Genomic DNA, 18,422 nt, shown 5'->3' on the forward strand with positions numbered 1-18,422 from the left:
TCGCCTGCATATAGGCATTTGCAAGACAGGTAACAGAGTTCCCATGACGAAAGCATCTCAGGAACCGGCGCCGATGACGATCCATGACGTTGCGGCAAAGCTGGATCAGCTCATCGCCCTGATTGCCCGTGCCGTTCCCCCTGCCCCGTTGGCCCCGGATTTTGCTTCCGCGGACGCCTTCATCTGGCAGCCGGTGCCGGGCAACCTTGTGCCCGTGCCGAAGGTCAACCGGGTCGAGATCGAACTGCTTTGCGCGGTCAACCGGGTGCGCGATCTGCTGGTCGACAACACGCGGCGCTTTGCCAAGGGCCTGCCGGCCAACAACGTGCTTCTGTGGGGCGCGCGCGGCATGGGCAAGTCGTCGCTGGTGAAGGCTGCGCATGGGGCGATCAATGCCAGCGGCGAGGCAGCGCCGCTAAAGCTGATCGAGATCCACCGCGAGGACATCGAGACACTGCCGGGCCTCATGAGCCTGATCAAGCCGGCGCCGCACCGCTTCATTGTCTTCTGTGACGATCTGAGCTTCGACCATGATGACACGTCCTACAAATCGCTGAAGGCCGTGCTGGAAGGCGGTATCGAGGGGCGGCCAGAGAATGTGCTGTTCTACGCCACGTCCAACCGGCGCCACCTGCTGCCGCGTGACATGATCGAGAATGAACGCTCGACGGCGATCAATCCGGCGGAGGCCGTGGAGGAAAAGGTGTCGCTGTCCGACCGCTTCGGCCTGTGGCTCGGCTTCCACAACTGCTCGCAGGATGACTATCTGGAGATGGTGGGCGGCTATGTCCGCCATTTCGGCCTGACGGTGCCCGCTGACGTGCTCAGGGCCGAGGCGCTGGAATGGGCAACGACGCGCGGCGGACGTTCTGGCCGCGTGGCGTTCCAGTTCATCCAGGACCTGGCAGGACGCCTCGGCGTATCGCTGTCGCGCTGACAACAAAAAAGGCGGCCGGTGGCCGCCTTTTGAATGTCTGAGTGCCTGGCTCAGCCGCGCGGCAGATGGCGCATCGGATCGACCGGCTTGTTGTCCTTGCGCAGCTCGAAGTGGACCTGCGGCTGGCTGACCGAGCCGCTGGCACCGGCCTTCGAGATGACCTGGCCGCGCTGAACGGCTTCGCCGCGCTTGACCAGGATCTCGCTGTTGTGGGCATAGGCCGAGACCCAGCCGTCGTCGTGACGGATCAGGACCAGATTGCCGAAGCCTTTCAGCTCGTTGCCGGCGTAGATGACCGAACCGTCACCGGCCGCCTTGACAGGCGTGCCTTCGGGAACGGCGAGGTTGATGCCGTCGTTGCGCGAACCGCCCGGCTTGGCGCCGAACTCGGAAATGACACGGCCACGCACCGGCCAGCGGAACATCGGGCCGCCGGTCGCTTCCTGCGGATCGACGGACGCCGTCTGCAAGGGCTTGGAATCCTGCGTTGCACCGGCCAGAGCCTCCAGCGCGGGCTTGTCAGCCGCGGGAAGCGACGTGCCCGGCGTTTCGCGCAAGGCAGTTACCGGAGCGGTCTTTGCCGGAGCTGGCTGGCCTGCGACCAGAGGCGCGGACGGGCGGGCATCGGTAGCCGTCGTCTTGGCCGGGGCCAGTGCAGCAACAGTCTTGCCGGACGCGGGCTTCTTGCCCGGTGCCTGCACGGAGGCCAGAACATTGGCTGTCGGAGAGATCGACCCTGTCGTCTCGGGTGCACCACTGGCCGGTGGCAGCTTGACCGGCTTGGTCGAAGCCGCCGTCGTTGCCGCGTTGTTGGCAGCGTAGACATAGGTCGGGATGATCACGGACTGGCCGGGGCCAACCTTGGACGAAGAATCAAGCCCGTTGACCGCCATGATCGCTTCGGCCGGAACGCCGTAGCGCTTGCCGAGGCCAGCGACCGAATCGCCCTCGCGCAACTGGATCCGCGTGCCACCGGTCGAGGTCCAACCCTTCCAGGAATTTTCGCCAGCTTCAGCTGCGGCAGCCACCGGAGCGGTGACGGCGGCGACGTTCGGACGCGCGATCACGGGCTCGCCGGTCGGCGACAGCTTCACCGGCGGCGGGGCGGACGACACAGCCGTGCCGGGGACCGGCGGCAGCTTGGTCGAGGCGATCGAACCGGTGGTTTTCGGCGTGTTGCCTGAGGCTGGCAGGTTGCCTGCGGTCTTGCCCGGACCACGGACGATGTCCTGGTAGCTGGGCTGGGAGGCATTGCCCTTGCCCAGAATGGAACGCTGGTTCGCTGTGCCGCCGGTGTAGACCGGACCGTCAGCAAACCGCTCGAAGCTGCCGCTGCAACCGGCGCCAAGACCTGCGATGAGGCCAATGGCGGCGACCCGCGTCCAAAGGGACTTGCGATGGATACGCATCCGACTGGTCATTGCCCTGCTCGACCCAAACTGAGTTAACATGGGACCAGTAGACGGCAGTAAGGTTGACAAAGCCTAAACAGGATCATGAAACGGCGGATTTCCGCCAACAGATCAAGGACTAAAGGAAGTCCGCGCGGCCCGGGCGCAAGGCAACGAGGCGCAGCTGGCCAAGATGTTCCTCAACGTCCGATTCTCCGCCCCTGCGGAATCGGACCAGGGTCTGCACCTTGCCCGGCCAGCCGATGGTGCCGATGAGGATGCCATCACTGACCAGCTGGCTTTTCAGGACATCCGGAATGCTTGGCACCGAGCCGGTGAGCACGATCCGGTCGAAGGGCGCCCGTTCGCGCAGGCCCTGCAGGCCGTCGGCGTGATGCAGCTCGCAATTGGTGATCTTCAGCGCCGCCAGCCGCTGGCGCGCCAGGCCGATGAGGGTCTGGTAGCGCTCGACCGTGAAGACATGCTGGCACAGATGCGACAGGACAGCCGTCTGATAGCCCGAACCGGTGCCGATCTCGAGCACCCGGTGGCTGGGCTGGATCTCCAGCGCCTCGGCCATTCGCGCGACCAGTGAGGGGGCACTGACCACCTGGCCGCACTCGATCGGCAACAGGCAGTCTTCGTAGGCATAGCGGTGCAGCCGGGCCGACAGGAACAGGCGCCGTGGCACCCGTTCGATGGCCGAAAGCACCCGGCGGTCGTTGATGCCGCGCCGGCGCAGGGACAGGACGAGCGAGGCCCGGGCCTCGAATTCGTCATGCGTGACAGCCGGAGCATCTGCTACGCCGGTTTCGGCCATCTTCCCTCCTCCCGACCGGGCCCAAAAGACCCGGCCGCTGCACAGCCGGTGCTGATCAGTTCAGCTCGGCAGCCAGCAATCCGACCAGATCATGCGCCGTAAGGTCAAGCCTCAGCGGCGTCACGGAGATATGATTCGAGACGATCGCATTGAGATCGCTGTTGCCGACCGGATCGTGCGAGCGCTCCTGGAAGCCGAGCCAGTAATAGGCATTGCCGCGACGGTCCATGCGCTCGTCGATGACGAGGCCAGCCTGCTCATGATGCCCCTGCACCGTCACCTTCACGCCGGCGACCTGATCCGGCCGGCAATCGGGGAAGTTGATGTTGAGGAGCGTGTAGCGCGGCAGATGGAACTGCATCAGCTTGCGGAACAGATCCGGCCCGAGGGTTTCTGCCGGCGAATAGTCCGGCTCGGTGCCAACGGCGAAGCTCCAGGTCTGCGACACGGCAAAGGACGGGATGCCGAGGATGGCCCCTTCCATGGCACCGGCGACGGTGCCCGAATAGGTGACATCGTCGGCCATGTTCTGGCCCCGGTTGATGCCGGACAGGATGAGATCCGGCAGGCCGGGCAGCACCTTGCGCACGCCCATGATGACGCAGTCCGTCGGCGTGCCGCGCAGGGCAAAGTGGCGCTCGGAAATCTGCCGCAGGCGCAGCGGATCGCTGAGGGTGAGAGAATGGGCGACGCCGCTCTGGTCGGTCTCCGGAGCGACAACCCAGACGTCATCCGAGAGTTCGCGGGCGATGCGCTCCAGCACCCGGATACCTTCGGAGTGGATGCCGTCGTCGTTGGTGATGAGAATGCGCATGGTCAGCCGATCCGCTCCAGTCCGCCCATGTAGGGACGCAGCACTTCAGGCACGGTGATCGAGCCGTCACTGTTCTGGTAGTTTTCCATGACGGCAATCATGGCGCGTCCAACGGCAACGCCGGACCCGTTCAGCGTGTGGACATGGCGCAGGCCCTTGGCGTCCGCAGGCCGGTAGCGCGCGTTCATGCGCCGGGCCTGGAAGTCGCCGCAGACCGAGCAGGACGAGATTTCGCGGAACGTATCCTGTCCGGGCAGCCAGACCTCGATGTCATAAGTCTTCTGCGAGCCGAAGCCCATGTCGCCGGTGCAGAGCGTCATGACGCGGTAGTGGAGGCCAAGCTTCTGCAGCACGGCCTCGGCACAGCCGAGCATGCGCTCCAGCTCGGCGGCGGAGTCTTCCGGACGGGTGACCGAAACCAGCTCGCATTTCTGGAACTGATGCTGGCGCAGCATGCCGCGCGTGTCGCGGCCGGCGGAGCCTGCTTCCGAGCGGAAGCAATGGGTCAGCGCCGTCACGCGCAGCGGCAGGGCCTCCTCGCCGAGGATCTCGTCCGCGACCATGTTGGTCAGCGGCACTTCGGCGGTCGGGATCATAAACAGCTTTAGATGCTCTGATTTCTCTTTATTGTATATATCTCGCCATTTGCCCTCTAAATGCTTAAATATGCTGTCTTGATATTCAAGAAGATCATTGTCGGATACGCTCACGCCATACTTGTTTTTGGCGAGGTCAATAAATTCAATTTTTGCCTGCAAGAGCATTTGTTCGAAGATATCATCAGCATCTACGTCGCTTCGTGAGGTCTTGAACAAATCCTCCTCGAACTTCGGCAGCTGGCCGGTGCCGTAGAGTGCCGTGCCGCTCACCAGAAGCGGCGGCGACACTTCCATGTAGCCGTGTTCGGTGGTGTGCAGGTCGATCATGAACTGGCCGAGCGCCCGCTCAAGCCGGGCCAGCTGGCCCTTGAGCAGGACGAATCGCGAGCCGGACAGCTTGGCAGCGGTGGCAAAATCCATCGTGCCGAGTGCCTCGCCGAGCTCGAAATGCTCCTTCGGCTTGTTGATGAAGGGGAGCTGCGGCTTGTCGCCATGCACATGGTGCACGACGTTGCCGGTCTCATCAGTCCCATCCGGCACATCGGCGAGCGGCATGTTCGGAATGACGCAGAGGGCCTGGTCGAGAGCGTCGTTGAGGCGGCGCTCCTCTTCCTCCCCCTCCTGGATCATCGACTTGATCTTGGCGACTTCGTCGATCAGAGCCTGGGCCGCGGCCTCGTCCTTCATCGCCTTGGCCTTGCCGATCTCCTTGGAGGCGGCATTGCGGCGCTCCTGCGCGTCCTGCAGGCGCGCGATGTGGGCGCGGCGCACGTCATCAAGAGCGATGAGGCGGGCGGAGGCGGGCTCGGCACCCCGGCGGGCGAGAGCGGCGTCGAAGGCTTGCGGGTTTTCCCGGATCCACTTGATGTCGAACATTTGGGCTTCCGATTGCAATGGGGCACGCGCCGCGCGCCCGATCGCCGCCGGTTCAAGCGAGGCGCTGACTGGTCAGGCCGCCTCTTCCTTTTCCCGTTCAGCGCGCTGGCGCTCGATCAACCGTACCGAAACGATGGAGACTTCGTAGAGAAGCAGCGTCGGCAGTGCAAGGCCGATCTGGCTGATCGGATCCGGCGGCGTCAACACCGCCGCGACAATGAAGCCGATGACGATGGCGTATTTGCGCTTGTCCTTCAGCGACTGCGACGAGACGAGGCCCGCGCGGCCGAGAAGCGTGAGCACCACGGGCAGCTGGAACACCATTCCGAAGGCAAAGATCAGCACCATGATCAGGTCGAGATACTCGCTGACGCGGGCCAGATGCTGGATCGCAACCTTGCCCTCGCCGCCGGTCTGCTCCATCGACAGGAAGAACCCCATCGCCATGGGCATGACGAAGAAATAGACCAGCGATGCGCCGAGCACGAACAGGATCGGCGTGGCAGCAAGGAACGGAAGAAAGGCCTGACGCTCGTTCTTGTAGAGGCCCGGTGCGACGAACATGTAGACCTGTGACGCGACAACGGGAAACGCCAGGAACAGGGCGCCGAACAGCGCCAGCTTCATCTGGGTGAAGAACCATTCCTGCGGCGCGGTGAAGATCATCTCGACCGGCTTGTCGGTGCCGACCGCCTGCAGGTAGGGCACCGTCAGGATGTTGTAGATGTCGGTGGCGAAATAGAAGCAGACGATGAACATCAGGATGATCGCGATCACCGACTTCAGCAGCCGGGAGCGCAGTTCGATCAGATGCTCGATGAGCGGTGCCTTGCTGGCCTCGATGTCGTCCTGGCTCATGGCCTCGTCTCGTTGCCCTGAATGGCGTCTGGATGGGGGCCGGAGGCGGCGCTGGACGCTTCTGCCGGCTGGAGGGGGGCCGATGTGACAGCTTCTGGTGTGACAGCTTCTGGCGCAGACGGCCCGGATACGGGCGTCTGCGGTGCGGCCGTCGTCTGAGCGGGGGCAGGACTAGCGGCAGATGCTGCTGCTGCCTCACCTGCAACAGCCGTGGTCGCGGCTGTCAGCGGCTGGGTGATGGACTTCTTCAGATCGCCGAGCGGGTCGAAATTCTGGATGCCGCGGGCTGCCTCCTCGGCCGACTTCTTCATGTCAAGAATGTCGGCCTCGCGCTCGGCTTCCTTGAGCGCGTCGTTGAAGGTGGACTGAAATTCATTCGCCATGCGGCGCATCTTGCCCACGGTCTGGCCGAATGCACGCAGCATTCGCGGCAGATCCTTGGGGCCCACCACGATGATGGCCACGACGGCAATCACCAGCAGTTCCGTCCATCCAACATCAAACATCGACGCCCGCCAGTTTTAGCGCACCTTCGGCAAAACGGAGCCGCCGAACGCGTTCCATCTCTTTGTCTTCACACAAGCCCGGGCGCGAACCTGTTCCAGCTCTTGCTGAAATTGCGCTCGCCAAGCCGCGCCCCGACCAGATCAGTTCGTGCGGGACTGGTCCTGGGTCTTTTCAGCAGCAACCGGAGCTGCCGGCTGATGATCGATGGTCTTGGGGGCCTGCGGCGCCTGGGCGGCCGGCGTTTCCGCGCTTGCGCTGGCGGTGTCGTCTTCGGCCATGCCCTTCTTGAAGCTCTTGATGCCCTTCGCAACGTCGCCCATCAGGTCGGAAATCTTGCCCCGGCCAAACAGCAGGATGACGATCACCGCGATGATGAGAAGCTGCCAGATACCGATGCTCATTCCTTCAACTCCCACTCGTACCGGCAGGGCACCGGCGCGCCACTATTACAAAATCACCCTGGGCTCGCAACCGGCCAAGGCCCTTGCCTGTCATTCCCTTATCTAGTGATCCGAAGACGACTTGGCAAAGACTAGTACATCTCTTTTATCAAGTTCGATGCCGACATCCATGCCCGGCACCGCCTGGACACCCGGCCGAAGCCGGGCCTGGAGCGGACGGTCCGATCCCGGAAACGCAAGTTGCACGAGGTCAACGGTGCCGATGAACCGGCGCGACAGCACACGGGCCGGCAGCCCCTGCCCGGCCGGCAGCAGCTGAATTCCGTCCGGCCGAAGGCAGACATGCACCGACTGGCCATCGAGATCCTTTGCCACCGGCGCGAACGGGACAAGCCCCAGCGGACAGTCGACCCGGTCGCCCCGCACCACGCCATCGAACTCGTTCACCTCGGTAAAGAAGCGCGCTGCAAACGGGTCGACCGGCCGCAGATAGAGTTCTTCCGCCGTGCCGTGCTGCACCAGCCGGCCGGCGCGCATCAGGGCGATTCGGTCACCCATGCGCATGGCCTCTTCCGGATCATGGGTGACCATCACGCAAGTGGCGCGGGTCTCGCGCAGGATCGCGAGGGTTTCCTCGCGCACATCATCGCGCAGACGCCGGTCCAGACCCGAAAAAGGTTCGTCCATCAGGAGGATGCCCGGGCGCGGCGCAATCGCGCGGGCGAGCGCCACACGCTGCTGCTCTCCGCCCGACAGGGCATGAGGATAGTCATCGGCATAGCTGCCGAGCCCGACACGCTTCAGCATCTGGTCCGCCACATCACGGGCGGCGGCGCGGGTCAGCCGCGTCAGACCGAACATCACGTTCTCGCGGTTGGTCAGATGCGGAAACAGGGCGTAGTCCTGGAACATCAGACCAACGCCGCGAGCCTCGGGCGGAAGCACACGGCTTGGGCCAGCCACTTCCTCGCCGTTGATGAGCACGCGCCCGGAGGTCTGGGTTTCAACGCCGGCGGCAATGCGCATCAATGTCGTCTTGCCGCAGCCGGAATGGCCGAGCAGACAGAGGATCTCGCCCGGTTCAATGCTGAGCGAAACATCATGCAGCGTCTGCGACGCGCCATAGGCGTGGCGGATATTCTCGAACGCCAGTCCGGAGGCGAAGGTGGTGCCAGCGGTGCCGCGCGTGCCCCAGCCTGCGGTACCGCTCTGGGCCGGACGGGATTGACCGGGACGGGTTGCTGTCGCCCGTGGGTGGGATGTCACTGCGCCTCGTCCTCTTCTGCGTCAGGGCCAAGGTCTTCATAGTCAAACAGCTCGCCCTCCTCCAGCGGATCTTCGTCGGGGGCGAGAATGTCGGAATCATTGGGCAGCGGCACGTGGAAGCTCGCCGGGATGGCGCTGTCGAGCAGCCCTGCCCCCTTCAGCTCTTCAAGGCCCGGCAGGTCGGCGATGAGATCCAGACCGAAATGATCAAGGAAGCTTTCCGTTGTGCCATAGGTCACGGGGCGGCCCGGCGTGCGGCGGCGGCCGCGCATGCGGATCCAGCCGGTTTCCAAGAGCACGTCGAGCGTGCCCTTGTTGGTGGAGACGCCGCGGATTTCCTCGATCTCGGCGCGGGTCACCGGCTGATGATAGGCGATGATCGCCAGCGTTTCGAGCGCGGCGCGCGACAGCTTGCGCTGCTCGACAGCCTCGCGCTGCAACAGATAGGCAAGGTCCGGCGCGGTGCGGAAGGCCCATTTGCCCGCAACCGGCACGAGATTGACACCGCGCGTGGCGTATTGCCGCTCCAGCTCGTCAATGAGACCGGCCACATCGGTACCGATGGGAAGCCGGGCGGCGATGTCCTCCACTGACAGGGGATCGGCAGAGGCAAACAGCATTGCCTCGACCATGCGCAGCCCGTCGAGATCCAGTTCAGCCGCCATCGCGGGCCTCCTGCCGTCGGCGCAGATAGATCGGCGCGAAAGGATCGCTCTGGCGCAGTTCAAGCTGGCCTTCGCGCACCATTTCAAGGCTGGCCGAGAAGGTGGAGGCCAGCACGGTGGCCCGTTCGCTCTCGTCCACGAGATAGTCGACAAGATAGCTGTTGATCGGCGCCCAGTCGGCCATGCGGCCGACGAGACGCGACAACAGGTCCCGTGCCTCCTGCAACGACCAGACCGTGCGCAGGCGCACCCGGACGCTGGTCACCGACTGGCGTTGTCGCTGGGCAGCATAGGCAGTCAGGAGATCATAGATCGTGGCGCTCCAGACGCTCCTGCGCTGGACGGAGAGCGCCTGCGGCGCGCCGCGGGCGAACACGTCCCGGCCGAGCCGGTTGCGCTGCATCAAGGCCTCGGCGGCCTTGCGCATCGCCTCCAGCCGCTGCAGGCGGAAGGCAAGCGCGGCGGCCAGTTCCTCACCCGTCGGCTCGTCCTCGTCCTTCTGCTCCGGGATCAGCAGCCGGCTCTTGAGGTAGGCAAGCCAGGCAGCCATGACGAGATAGTCCGCCGCCAGCTCGAGGCGCATCAGGCGGGCATCGGAAACAAAGGCGAGATACTGCTCGACCAGGGCGAGGATCGAGATGCGGGTCAGGTCGACCTTCTGGCTGCGCGCAAGCGTCAGCAGAAGGTCGAGCGGGCCTTCAAACCCGTCCACATCGACGACAAGCTGCGGGTCATCGCTCGCCCGTTCGGACGGCGGCTGATCCTCGAGAAAGTCGGTCTGGACGGGAGCCATGATCAGGCGGTCACCTCGACACGGGCCATGAGCGCATCGAATTCCGCCCGGGCCACTGCACGGTCGAAGCCGGGTGCCGGATCCTTGCGCAGCGCGAGACCAGCCAGGCAGCGCTCCAGCGCCCGGCCCGAAAGTTCAGGCGTGGCGGCGGCCACCTGGCGCATTTCGTCCATGTCGCCGTTGCAGTGAAGGACGAGATCAACGCCGGCAGCGTGGGTCTTTTCCGCCCGTTCGCCCAGGCTGCCGCCAAGGGCCTGCATCGACAGGTCATCGGACATCAGCGCGCCGTCGAAGCCGATCTCGCCGCGAATGATGCGCTCCACGATGAGGGCGGACTGGGTGGCCGGGGCCGACGGGTCGATGGCCTCATAGAGCAGATGCGCCGTCATGCCGAACGGAGCCTTGCTGTAGGCGCGGAAGGGCGCGACGTCGCGGGCCAGGATGTCCTCAAGCGGCGCGGTAATCCGGGGCAGATCGAGGTGGCTGTCGACCTGGGCCCGGCCATGCCCCGGGATGTGCTTCATGACCGGCAGGACGCCGCCCGCCAGAAGGCCTTCGGCGGCGGCCATCCCGAGGGCGGCAACCATCTCCGGGTCCGGACCGTAGGAGCGGTTGCCGATGGCGGCGACCGTTTCCGGGTAGAGCACATCCAGCACCGGCAGGCAGTCCATGGTGATGCCGATGGCCAGGAGATCAGCGGCAATGAGGCGCGCGCCGAGGAAAGCAGCGCGCAGGCCGGCAGCAGCGTCCAGCTCATAGAGCAGACCATAGCTGCGCCCGCTCGGATAGTTCGGCCACAGCGGCGGCTTCAGCCGCATCACCCGTCCACCTTCCTGGTCGATCAGCACCGGTGCATCCGGACGACCGACGACGGAACGGAAGTCGGCGCTCAGCGCGGCAATCTGCTCGGGGGACTGGCAGTTGCGGCCGAACAGGATCAGTCCGAACGGATCTTCTGCGCGGAAGAAGGCGCGCTCGTCGTCTGTCAGTTCCAGCCCGGCGCAGCCGCTGATGAAAGCCTTGGTCATAACCTGCCCTTACGTCCTGTTCGCCCCCCGGTCAACCACCGGTCAAGACCCGGCTTTCAGCGCGATTGCCTTGGCGGAGGGGCGCATTCTAATGTCAGTCCAATGTGCCAACCACAGGACAGGACGATGCGCAAGCGCCACGATATCCCAGCCGGAACGTTACACAGCCTCACGGTGGAAAGCGATCTCATCGCCGCCAACCTTCTTGGCGATCCTGCCGCTAGGGAGACGGTGGTTTACGTTCCCCATGGCCACGACGGGGCCGGACTGCCACTGCTGATGGATCTTGCCGGGTTCACCGGCTCCGGGCTCGGCCATGTGGCCTGGAAGAACTTCGGCGAGAACCTGCCGGAGCGACTCGACCGGCTGATTCACGAAGGCCAGTTGCCCCCGGTGGTGGTGGCCATGCCCGACGGCTTCACCCGCCTCGGCGGCAACCAGTATGTGGATTCCCTCGCCATCGGACAGTGGGGCCAGTATCTCACCGGTCCCGTTCTTGCCGCCATCGAGAGCCGGTTCGGCTGTGGCGGCAAGGGACGGCGCGGTGTGTTTGGCAAGTCGTCCGGCGGCTATGGCGCGATCATCCATGCCATGCGCTATCCCGATGTCTGGTCGGCAGCGGCCTGCCATTCCGGCGACATGGGGTTCGAGCTCTGCTATCTGCCGGACATGCCGAATGTGCTGCGCGCGCTTGCTCGCAAGGACATGTCGATCGAGCGTTTCATTGCCGATTTCGAGGCAGGCCCGAAGTTTTCCGGCGGTGACATCCACGTGCTGATGACGCTGGCCATGGCGGCGACCTACGATCCGGACCCGTCCGCCTTCCTCGGAGTTCGTTTGCCGGTCGATCCGCAAACCTGCGAACTGATCCCCGAACGCTGGTCGGCCTGGGCGGCGCAGGATCCGCTGTCGCTGGCCCCTGGCCATCTGGATGCCTTGCGCCAGATGAAGGCGCTGTGGATCGATTGCGGCCGGGTCGACCAGTACAATCTGGTCTACGGCGCCCGGCGCCTCTCCCGCATCCTGACCGACGGCGGCGTGGCGCATGTCTATGAGGAGTTTGACGACAACCACTCCTCGATCGACTACCGCCTCGATGGCAGCCTGCCGGTGCTCGTGAACGCGTTGAACGCTTAAGGCCAAGTGCCTGAAAACACGAACGGCGGGCCAAGACCCGCCGTTGCGTCTTTGAATGATTTGTGCGGTCAGTTGCGGCGGACGAAGCAGTCGCCGCCCGCGGCTTTTAGGTTCTCGCAGAAGGACACAGCGGCTTCACGCGAATTGGCCGGAATGCTGACGCGGTAGAAGGTGCCACGGCTATCGAGTGTCGCAGCCTCGATGAGCGGTGCCTGACTTCCCAGAACCGACGGGAACTTGCGCTGCAGGGCCGTGTAGGCGGCCTGGGCCTGATCCTGCGTCCGCTGCGAGGTGACCTGCACAGAGAAGGCACCCGGCGCGGCAGGGCTTGCGGCAGCCGGCGCAGGCGCGGTGGCGGCCGGCTGTGGTTGGGTCAGGTTCAGCGGACCAGAAGACTGTGCAGCCGGTGCAGGTGCGGGTGCGGGCTGCTGCGGCTGTGCCGGAGCAGGTGCTGCCGGTTGTGGCTGGACGGCAGCAACCTGGACGCCGGAAGAAGCCGGCTTCGGCCGCGGCGTGCCAGAGACGACAGGGCCGGTCTCCGTCGTGGCCGGGGCTGGCGTTGCTGCAGGGTCGGTTGCGGAGACGATCGCCGGAACGTTGGCCGCAACGTTGGACTGGGCCGGAGTGATGCCGCCTGGCACAGGAGCCGGACCTGTCGCGGCAGCCGGTGCGGGCTGGGTCGGCTGAGCAGAGGCATCGGGACGCGCGGTGTTGACGACGCGAACGCCCGGCTGCGCTGCAGCACCGGTGTCTGCCTCGCCGGAAATGATCGTGCCATCCGGACGCACGACGAGCGTGCGGACCTTCTTCGGGCCACCAGCAGGGGCCGGCTCAGCGACATCGGCAGGCGCGGGCGGCAACTGGGCAGGAGCCGGGGTTTGCGGCACCACCATGCGCTCTTCGTTGCCAACCCGGTCATAGATGAGTTTCGCAGGCTGGCCGCTTTCGGCGGCAGCAGCTTCTTCGGCCGGGAATGTCTTCAGCGGCTCTTCAAGGCCGGCAATGACCTGCGGCGCACCGTTGGGCTTCGAGGAAGGCCCGAAGTCCAGCACAGCGAACATGGCGCCACCGAGGCCGGCAAGTCCAAGCACCGCCGCCGCAATGTAGAGACCCTTGCGTGATCCCTGCTGGCGAGGTGCCTGACCGGCTTCGGCTGCCGAATGCGGTGGCAGGACACCGGCGCCGGCCAGCGTCGGATCGCTTTCCTGCATCGCGCGGGCGACCGCATCCAGGTCGTAGCCACCAGGAGGGGGCGGCGCTTCGTCGTCGTCATAGAGGACGTCGTTGAAGGGCAGCTCGGTCGTCGACCGGCGGGGCGCGAAGGCATTGGCGAACTCGTCGTCGAGGAAATCATCCTCGACCGGCCCTTCTTCGCGCGGCAGCACGTGCAGGGCATCCGGCCAGGCCATGTCGTCGATATCGGCCGACGGCTGGACGGGCTTGGTCTGGGCCGGCTGCTCCTTGCGCGACAGGCGCTCGTCCTCGAACAAGGACCCGACCAGATCGTCCAGTTCGGCAAAGCCGGCAGACGCCTCGCGGGCGCTGCGCAGCTTGGCATCCGGGGCAAGGTTGGACCAGGCACCAGCATCGGGCACGAAGGGCGGCGGCGTCACGGCTTTCGGCTTCTCGGGCTCGACGGCCCGCAAGGCATCAAAGCGGAAGTCATCATCCACCGACGCGGAGCGCTGCGAGGGCGAGCGCACCGATGCAGCGGCAGCTGGCTGAGACTGAGAGGCCTGAACTTCGAACGGTGCATTGCCGGAGAACTGCGGCTCGATCCGCGCATCCCGGGCGACCGGTTGCGGCTGGAACGCGCCCATCAGCTCGTCTTCGAGCCCGGCCACCAGATCCTTCTCGAGATCGTCAGAGATATCGAAGGACGAGCGCAATGATGCCGAAGCCGGGGTCCCGGCGTCTTCGTAGGACCGCGGCGCGGGATCGGCGGGCCGGCTGCCTGCGCGATGTAGGGGCTGATACTGGTCGGCAGCAGGCGCGGCCGAATAGGGCTCGCGCACTGGATCGTCCGCGAAATCCTCAAAGGAATCAGCGTCCAGCGTGGTGCCGTCTTCCAGATCGACGCCGTCCCAGGCGGTCTCTTCTTCCTGAGAACCGCGCAGGTCGGCGGCAAAGCGGTCGAAGTCGAGATCGAGATCCCCTCCCCGTGCGGGTGCGGGATCAGGCTGGAAAGCGGGCTGCGCGCCTGGTGCCGCTGCAGCACGGGCAGCGGGTTTCGGCAGCTCGAAATCAAAGTCGAAGGCCGGCTCGTTGGGCGAGCCGCCAAGACCGGGCGTATAGGCCGGCATGTCGGCCCCGCGACCGGCGGCCGCGTAACCGGTGGACGGCTGCGCAGCCTGCGCCAGCGGCGGCGGGGCGAGCGGGTCCCCCTGCGGGCCTTTCAGCAACTCTTCCTGTTCCAGCCCGGCGAAATAGTCCGTGGCTTCGACACGGCCATGGGCGGCGGACTGGCGGTTCCGGTTGACGATGCGGGCCAGTTCGACCAGCGGATCCTCGGCGCCCTGCGTATCCCCCCGATCCCGGCCGCCAGAGGCGTCCGGATGAGGCGTATCAGAGCGAGGGTAATCGGAGCGATGAGGCATATCCGTCCAGTGTTCCACCCAGGGCCTGTCCGGACGCCTTCGGGCTCCGGACAGAAACTCTCTCCCGCTTCAGCGCATTTCCCGAGGCGCATCCACGCCGAGGAGAGTCAAACCAGAAGCAAGAACCAAAGAGACTGCCCGTACAAGGGCCAGTCGCGCTAGCGTCAACTGTGTATTTTCAGGGTTAATAAAGCGTAATTGAGGCATTTCCTTGCCACGGTTCCAGTGCGCATGCAAGGAACTGGCCAGTTCGTGCAGGAAAAACGCCACGCGATGCGGCTCATGCGCGTCCGCCGCGGCGGCCACCACCTTGGGCCACTCGGCCATCTTGGCAATCAGCTCCAGTTCGCCAGAATCAGCAAGGCCCGACAGATCGGTCGCGGCGAGAACCGCGTCGGACATGTCGACGCCCTTCAGCTCCTCGCCTGCCTGACGCAGCACCGAGCAGCAGCGGGCATGGCCATACTGCACGTAGAAGACCGGGTTGTCCTTGGACTGCTCGGTGACCTTCTGGAAGTCGAAGTCGAGCGGCGCCTCGTTCTTGCGGAACAGCATCATGAAGCGGACCGGGTCGCGGCCGACTTCTTCCACCACGTCGCGCAGGGTGACGAAATCGCCCGCGCGCTTGGACATGCGCACCGGCTCGCCGGCGCGGAACAGCTTCACCAGCTGGCAGAGACGGACGATGACCCGCGACTCGCCGCCGGACACGGCCTTGCCGACCGCTTCCAGACGCTTGACATAGCCGCCATGGTCGGCGCCAAGGACATAGACCATCTCCTTGAAGCCGCGCTCGTATTTCGACAGGAAATAGGCCACGTCCGCAGCGAAATAGGTGTAGCTGCCGTCCGACTTCTTCAGCGGACGGTCGATGTCGTCGCCGTAGTCGGTGGCCCGGAACAGGGTCTGCTCGCGGTCTTCCCAGTCTTCCGGCAGCTCGCCCTTCGGCGGCGGCAGCGTGCCCTCGTAGACGAGGCCGCGCGCGCGCAGCTTGTCGAGCATGCGGTCGATCTCGGAAATGCCGTCGGCGCTGCGGTCATGCAGGGTGCGTTCGGAGAAGAACACCTCGTGACGAACGTTGAGCAACGCCAGATCCTCGCGGATCAGCGCCATCATGGCGTCGATCGTCTCGGACTTGACGATCGGCATCCAGGCAGCTTCATCCATGGCCAGAAGCGCGTTGCCGTGACCGGCTGCGAGCGCCGCACCGACCGGCTTCAGGTAGTCGCCCGGATAGAGGCCAGCCGGGATCTCGCCGATGTCCTCGCCGAGCGCCTCGCGGTAGCGCAGGAAGGCGCTGCGGGCCAGGGTGTCGATCTGCGAGCCGGCATCGTTGATGTAATATTCGCGGGTGACATCATAGCCGGCGTAGGCGAGCAGGTTCGCCAGCGCGTCGCCGAAGACGGCGCCACGCGTATGGCCGACATGCATCGGGCCCGTCGGGTTGGCCGAGACATACTCCACGTTGACCTTGGCACCGGCCCCCAGCGTCGCACGGCCAAAGACATCGCCCTTGGCAACCACCGCCACCAGCACCTTGTGCCAGGCGCTGGTGGCCAGGCGCAGGTTGATGAAGCCGGGGCCGGCAACGGTCACTTCCGTGATTTCGGGATCAAGGCGGAGCGCTGCGGCGATCTGCTCGGCGAGATCGCGCGGCTTCATTGCGAGCGGCTTGGCCAGCACCATGGCGGCGTTGGTCGCCAGATCGCCATGGGCCGGATCGCGCGGGCTTTCCACCGTGATGCGGGCCAGATCAGCAGCGCCAGGCGCAGTGGCAAGATCGAGCCCGGCGACAACGGCCTGCACGCGGGTTGTGTATTCGGAGAAAATATTCATGGTTCTGCCAGTCTGGCTGGAGTGTTCTCGTGGCGGCGGGCGGGGCCCGATCCGCAGGTTGCGCGGGCCTAGCCCAATTCCGGAGTATCGTCAAACAGCCGTCGGTGCTCCTCGATGGCATATCGATCCGTCATGCCGGCGATGAAGTCGCAGACACGGCGGGCCCGGTCTGCACCGCTGAACCCCTCCATCCCTTGCGCCCATTCGCGCGGCATGTCGCCGGGCTGCTGCATGTAATGGCCGAACAGTTCGCGCACGATGCGCGCCACCAGCTTGCGCACGGCCAGCACATCGGGATGCCGGTACATGCGGGCAAACAGGAATTTCTTCACCTGACGTTCCGCGTCCGCCATGGCGGACGAGAAGCCGACCACGCACTGACCGGCGGCGCGGATGTCGTCGGCGCTCTGCGGCTTCAGCGCATCAAGGCGGCGCATGCCTTCCTGGATGACATCCTCCACCATCCGGGTGATCTGGCGGCGGACGATTTCATGGATGCGCCGCTGTTCCTCCAGCCCCGGGTAGCGCTGGTCAACTTCCCGCAGGATGGCTGCCAGGAAGGGCACCTCGGCGATGTCTTCCACCTTGAACAGCCGGGCCCGGAGGCCGTCATCCAGGTCATGCGCGTCATAGGCAATGTCATCGGCGATGGCAGCGGCCTGCGCTTCTGCGCTCGGCCAGGTGCCGAGCATCAGGTCCTGCTTCTGCGCATAGGTGCGGATGGCAAAGGGCAATTCGCTGTCCCTGAACTTGCCGAGCGGCGCGCCGGTGCCATCCACCAGGGGGCCGTTGTGCTTGACCAGCCCCTCCAGCGTTTCCCAGGCAAGGTTCAGCCCGTCGAACTCGGCATAGCGGTGTTCGAGTGCTGTAACGACGCGCAAGGACTGGGCATTGTGATCAAAGCCGCCGAAGGGGGCCATGCATTCGTGCATGACATCCTCGCCCTCGTGCCCGAAGGGCGTGTGGCCGAGATCATGGGCGAGCGCCAGACATTCCGCCAGATCCTCGTCCAGCCGCAGCGCGCGGGCGAGCGAGCGGGCAATCTGGGACACCTCGATGGTGTGGGTCAGGCGCGTGCGGAAGTGGTCGCCCTCGTGATAGACGAAGACCTGGGTCTTGTGTTTCAGGCGGCGGAAGGCGGTTGAATGGATGATGCGGTCGCGGTCGCGCTGGAACGGCGTCCGCGTCGGGCTGTCCGGTTCCGGGTGCAGGCGCCCCCTGCTCCGGCCCGGATCCTGGGCGTAGATCGCCCGCTCCTGTGCGCCATAGCCCAATGTCGCCATGGTCATCTTCACTCCGCTCCCTGGCTTCGCCCTGATGCCATAACAATTGACGCAAGGCCCAAGCGTACATACCTATGAAGACAACCGCGGTGCAACGGGGAAAGCCAGACCGGAGCGCTGCAACGGCGCGAGAAACGGCGATTCTTGCCGGATTCGCTCGCCAGCAGCCGCAAGACCCCGCAACCGCACGGCAATGCCCGGCACTCAGAGGATCATGGACATGTCCGCAGCCACTGACGATTCGACCCTGTCGTCCCCTGTCACGCTCAGCCTGAAAGCCGCCCGGCGCGTCGCAAAGATCCTGGCCGGCGAGGCAGCCGGCTCCATGCTTCGGGTCAGCGTCGAAGGCGGCGGCTGCTCGGGTCTGCAGTACAAGTATGACATCGTGACCGCCCGCGAGGCCGATGATCTGGTGCTGGAGCGCGAGGGCGCGACGGTGCTCGTCGACGCCATTTCGCTGCAGTACATGGATGGCGCGGAAATCGACTTCGTTGACGATCTGATGGGCCAGTCGTTCCAGATCCGCAATCCGAACGCGGTCGCCGGTTGCGGTTGCGGCACGAGCTTTGCCATCTGAGACGGCGCTGGCGCTTGCCCGATCATTGCTGGCCAGA

Annotated in this window: 17 protein-coding genes; 3 read left to right on the top strand and 14 right to left on the bottom strand. The window is 65.2% G+C overall.

The annotated features are described in order from the left end of the window. Positions 1 to 43: 43 nt before the first annotated feature. The gene (locus tag OVA12_RS15885; RefSeq protein ID WP_268139017.1) at positions 44 to 937 is read left to right on the top strand and encodes an ATP-binding protein; all 894 of its coding nucleotides are present in this window, start codon (positions 44 to 46) and stop codon (positions 935 to 937) included. Between the two features lie 50 nt (positions 938 to 987). On the opposite strand, the gene OVA12_RS15890 is transcribed toward OVA12_RS15885, so the two are convergent. The 11 genes from OVA12_RS15890 to nagZ form a co-directional block, all read right to left on the bottom strand. Continuing rightward, positions 988 to 2,358 carry a M23 family metallopeptidase gene (locus tag OVA12_RS15890; protein WP_268139019.1) on the bottom strand — a complete coding sequence of 457 codons (1,371 nt, stop codon included), beginning with the start codon at positions 2,356 to 2,358 and terminating at the stop codon, positions 988 to 990. Between the two features lie 109 nt (positions 2,359 to 2,467). Further along, positions 2,468 to 3,148, bottom strand: coding sequence for a protein-L-isoaspartate(D-aspartate) O-methyltransferase (locus OVA12_RS15895; RefSeq protein ID WP_268139021.1), 681 nt, complete (start codon positions 3,146 to 3,148; stop codon positions 2,468 to 2,470). A 55-nt stretch (positions 3,149 to 3,203) separates the two neighbouring features. Next, on the bottom strand, positions 3,204 to 3,962 hold the full coding sequence (gene surE, locus OVA12_RS15900; protein WP_268139023.1) for a 5'/3'-nucleotidase SurE: 759 nt from the start codon (positions 3,960 to 3,962) through the stop codon (positions 3,204 to 3,206). Positions 3,963 to 3,964: 2 nt separating this feature from the next. Continuing rightward, a complete protein-coding gene (gene serS, locus OVA12_RS15905) occupies positions 3,965 to 5,437 on the bottom strand; it encodes a serine--tRNA ligase (protein ID WP_268139025.1) in 1,473 nt (490 codons plus the stop codon). A 72-nt stretch (positions 5,438 to 5,509) separates the two neighbouring features. Further along, entirely contained in the window at positions 5,510 to 6,295 is a 786-nt protein-coding gene (gene tatC, locus OVA12_RS15910) for a twin-arginine translocase subunit TatC (protein ID WP_268139027.1), read from the bottom strand. Next, on the bottom strand, positions 6,292 to 6,801 hold the full coding sequence (gene tatB, locus OVA12_RS15915) for a Sec-independent protein translocase protein TatB (protein WP_268139029.1): 510 nt from the start codon (positions 6,799 to 6,801) through the stop codon (positions 6,292 to 6,294). The genes tatC and tatB overlap by 4 nt, the downstream gene beginning before the upstream one ends. 141 nt (positions 6,802 to 6,942) lie before the next feature. Further along, positions 6,943 to 7,203, bottom strand: coding sequence for a twin-arginine translocase TatA/TatE family subunit (locus tag OVA12_RS15920; protein WP_268139031.1), 261 nt, complete (start codon positions 7,201 to 7,203; stop codon positions 6,943 to 6,945). A 102-nt stretch (positions 7,204 to 7,305) separates the two neighbouring features. Then, the gene (locus tag OVA12_RS15925; protein ID WP_268139033.1) at positions 7,306 to 8,469 is read right to left on the bottom strand and encodes an ABC transporter ATP-binding protein; all 1,164 of its coding nucleotides are present in this window, start codon (positions 8,467 to 8,469) and stop codon (positions 7,306 to 7,308) included. Beyond that, positions 8,466 to 9,134 (bottom strand): SMC-Scp complex subunit ScpB, encoded by a 669-nt coding sequence (gene scpB / locus OVA12_RS15930; RefSeq protein ID WP_268139035.1) that lies wholly within the window; start codon positions 9,132 to 9,134, stop codon positions 8,466 to 8,468. Before scpB ends, OVA12_RS15925 begins: the two co-directional genes overlap by 4 nt. Continuing rightward, positions 9,124 to 9,927: a segregation and condensation protein A gene (locus tag OVA12_RS15935; RefSeq protein WP_268139037.1), complete on the bottom strand. Its 804-nt coding sequence runs from the start codon at positions 9,925 to 9,927 to the stop codon at positions 9,124 to 9,126. The genes scpB and OVA12_RS15935 overlap by 11 nt, the downstream gene beginning before the upstream one ends. 2 nt (positions 9,928 to 9,929) lie before the next feature. Further along, a complete protein-coding gene (gene nagZ / locus OVA12_RS15940; RefSeq protein WP_268139039.1) occupies positions 9,930 to 10,955 on the bottom strand; it encodes a beta-N-acetylhexosaminidase in 1,026 nt (341 codons plus the stop codon). A gap of 126 nt (positions 10,956 to 11,081) precedes the next feature. On the opposite strand from nagZ, the gene OVA12_RS15945 reads away from it, so the two are divergent. Next, positions 11,082 to 12,092: an alpha/beta hydrolase gene (locus OVA12_RS15945; protein WP_268139041.1), complete on the top strand. Its 1,011-nt coding sequence runs from the start codon at positions 11,082 to 11,084 to the stop codon at positions 12,090 to 12,092. Positions 12,093 to 12,160: 68 nt separating this feature from the next. Here the strand turns inward: OVA12_RS15945 and OVA12_RS15950 are convergent, their stop codons facing one another. The 3 genes from OVA12_RS15950 to OVA12_RS15960 all read right to left on the bottom strand — a co-directional run bounded on the left by OVA12_RS15950 (position 12,161) and on the right by OVA12_RS15960 (position 17,814). Next, the gene (locus OVA12_RS15950) at positions 12,161 to 14,689 is read right to left on the bottom strand and encodes an SPOR domain-containing protein (RefSeq protein ID WP_268139043.1); all 2,529 of its coding nucleotides are present in this window, start codon (positions 14,687 to 14,689) and stop codon (positions 12,161 to 12,163) included. A 69-nt stretch (positions 14,690 to 14,758) separates the two neighbouring features. Then, on the bottom strand, positions 14,759 to 16,525 hold the full coding sequence (argS, locus tag OVA12_RS15955; RefSeq protein WP_268139045.1) for an arginine--tRNA ligase: 1,767 nt from the start codon (positions 16,523 to 16,525) through the stop codon (positions 14,759 to 14,761). A gap of 68 nt (positions 16,526 to 16,593) precedes the next feature. Next, the gene (locus OVA12_RS15960; RefSeq protein ID WP_268139047.1) at positions 16,594 to 17,814 is read right to left on the bottom strand and encodes a deoxyguanosinetriphosphate triphosphohydrolase; all 1,221 of its coding nucleotides are present in this window, start codon (positions 17,812 to 17,814) and stop codon (positions 16,594 to 16,596) included. 214 nt (positions 17,815 to 18,028) lie between these two features. Here OVA12_RS15960 and erpA point away from each other — a divergent pair, with 214 nt between their 5' ends. Continuing rightward, positions 18,029 to 18,385 carry an iron-sulfur cluster insertion protein ErpA gene (erpA, locus tag OVA12_RS15965; protein ID WP_268139049.1) on the top strand — a complete coding sequence of 119 codons (357 nt, stop codon included), beginning with the start codon at positions 18,029 to 18,031 and terminating at the stop codon, positions 18,383 to 18,385. Positions 18,386 to 18,422 lie beyond the last annotated feature (37 nt).

The organism is Pannonibacter sp. SL95 (assembly GCF_026672425.1).
Classification (GTDB): domain Bacteria; phylum Pseudomonadota; class Alphaproteobacteria; order Rhizobiales; family Stappiaceae; genus Pannonibacter.

What these genes read in the sequence shown, in the direction of transcription:
- OVA12_RS15950 (WP_268139043.1), bottom strand. Translation starts at nt 14,689, where the DNA reads ATGCCTCATCGCTCCGATTACCCTCGCTCTGATACGCCTCATCCGGAC.
- serS (WP_268139025.1), bottom strand. Translation starts at nt 5,437, where the DNA reads ATGTTCGACATCAAGTGGATCCGGGAAAACCCGCAAGCCTTCGACGCC.
- nagZ (WP_268139039.1), bottom strand. Translation starts at nt 10,955, where the DNA reads ATGACCAAGGCTTTCATCAGCGGCTGCGCCGGGCTGGAACTGACAGAC.
- erpA (WP_268139049.1), top strand. Translation starts at nt 18,029, where the DNA reads ATGTCCGCAGCCACTGACGATTCGACCCTGTCGTCCCCTGTCACGCTC.
- OVA12_RS15935 (WP_268139037.1), bottom strand. Translation starts at nt 9,927, where the DNA reads ATGGCTCCCGTCCAGACCGACTTTCTCGAGGATCAGCCGCCGTCCGAA.
- OVA12_RS15960 (WP_268139047.1), bottom strand. Translation starts at nt 17,814, where the DNA reads ATGACCATGGCGACATTGGGCTATGGCGCACAGGAGCGGGCGATCTAC.
- argS (WP_268139045.1), bottom strand. Translation starts at nt 16,525, where the DNA reads ATGAATATTTTCTCCGAATACACAACCCGCGTGCAGGCCGTTGTCGCC.
- tatB (WP_268139029.1), bottom strand. Translation starts at nt 6,801, where the DNA reads ATGTTTGATGTTGGATGGACGGAACTGCTGGTGATTGCCGTCGTGGCC.
- tatC (WP_268139027.1), bottom strand. Translation starts at nt 6,295, where the DNA reads ATGAGCCAGGACGACATCGAGGCCAGCAAGGCACCGCTCATCGAGCAT.
- OVA12_RS15945 (WP_268139041.1), top strand. Translation starts at nt 11,082, where the DNA reads ATGCGCAAGCGCCACGATATCCCAGCCGGAACGTTACACAGCCTCACG.
- surE (WP_268139023.1), bottom strand. Translation starts at nt 3,962, where the DNA reads ATGCGCATTCTCATCACCAACGACGACGGCATCCACTCCGAAGGTATC.
- scpB (WP_268139035.1), bottom strand. Translation starts at nt 9,134, where the DNA reads ATGGCGGCTGAACTGGATCTCGACGGGCTGCGCATGGTCGAGGCAATG.
- OVA12_RS15890 (WP_268139019.1), bottom strand. Translation starts at nt 2,358, where the DNA reads ATGACCAGTCGGATGCGTATCCATCGCAAGTCCCTTTGGACGCGGGTC.
- OVA12_RS15895 (WP_268139021.1), bottom strand. Translation starts at nt 3,148, where the DNA reads ATGGCCGAAACCGGCGTAGCAGATGCTCCGGCTGTCACGCATGACGAA.
- OVA12_RS15920 (WP_268139031.1), bottom strand. Translation starts at nt 7,203, where the DNA reads ATGAGCATCGGTATCTGGCAGCTTCTCATCATCGCGGTGATCGTCATC.
- OVA12_RS15885 (WP_268139017.1), top strand. Translation starts at nt 44, where the DNA reads ATGACGAAAGCATCTCAGGAACCGGCGCCGATGACGATCCATGACGTT.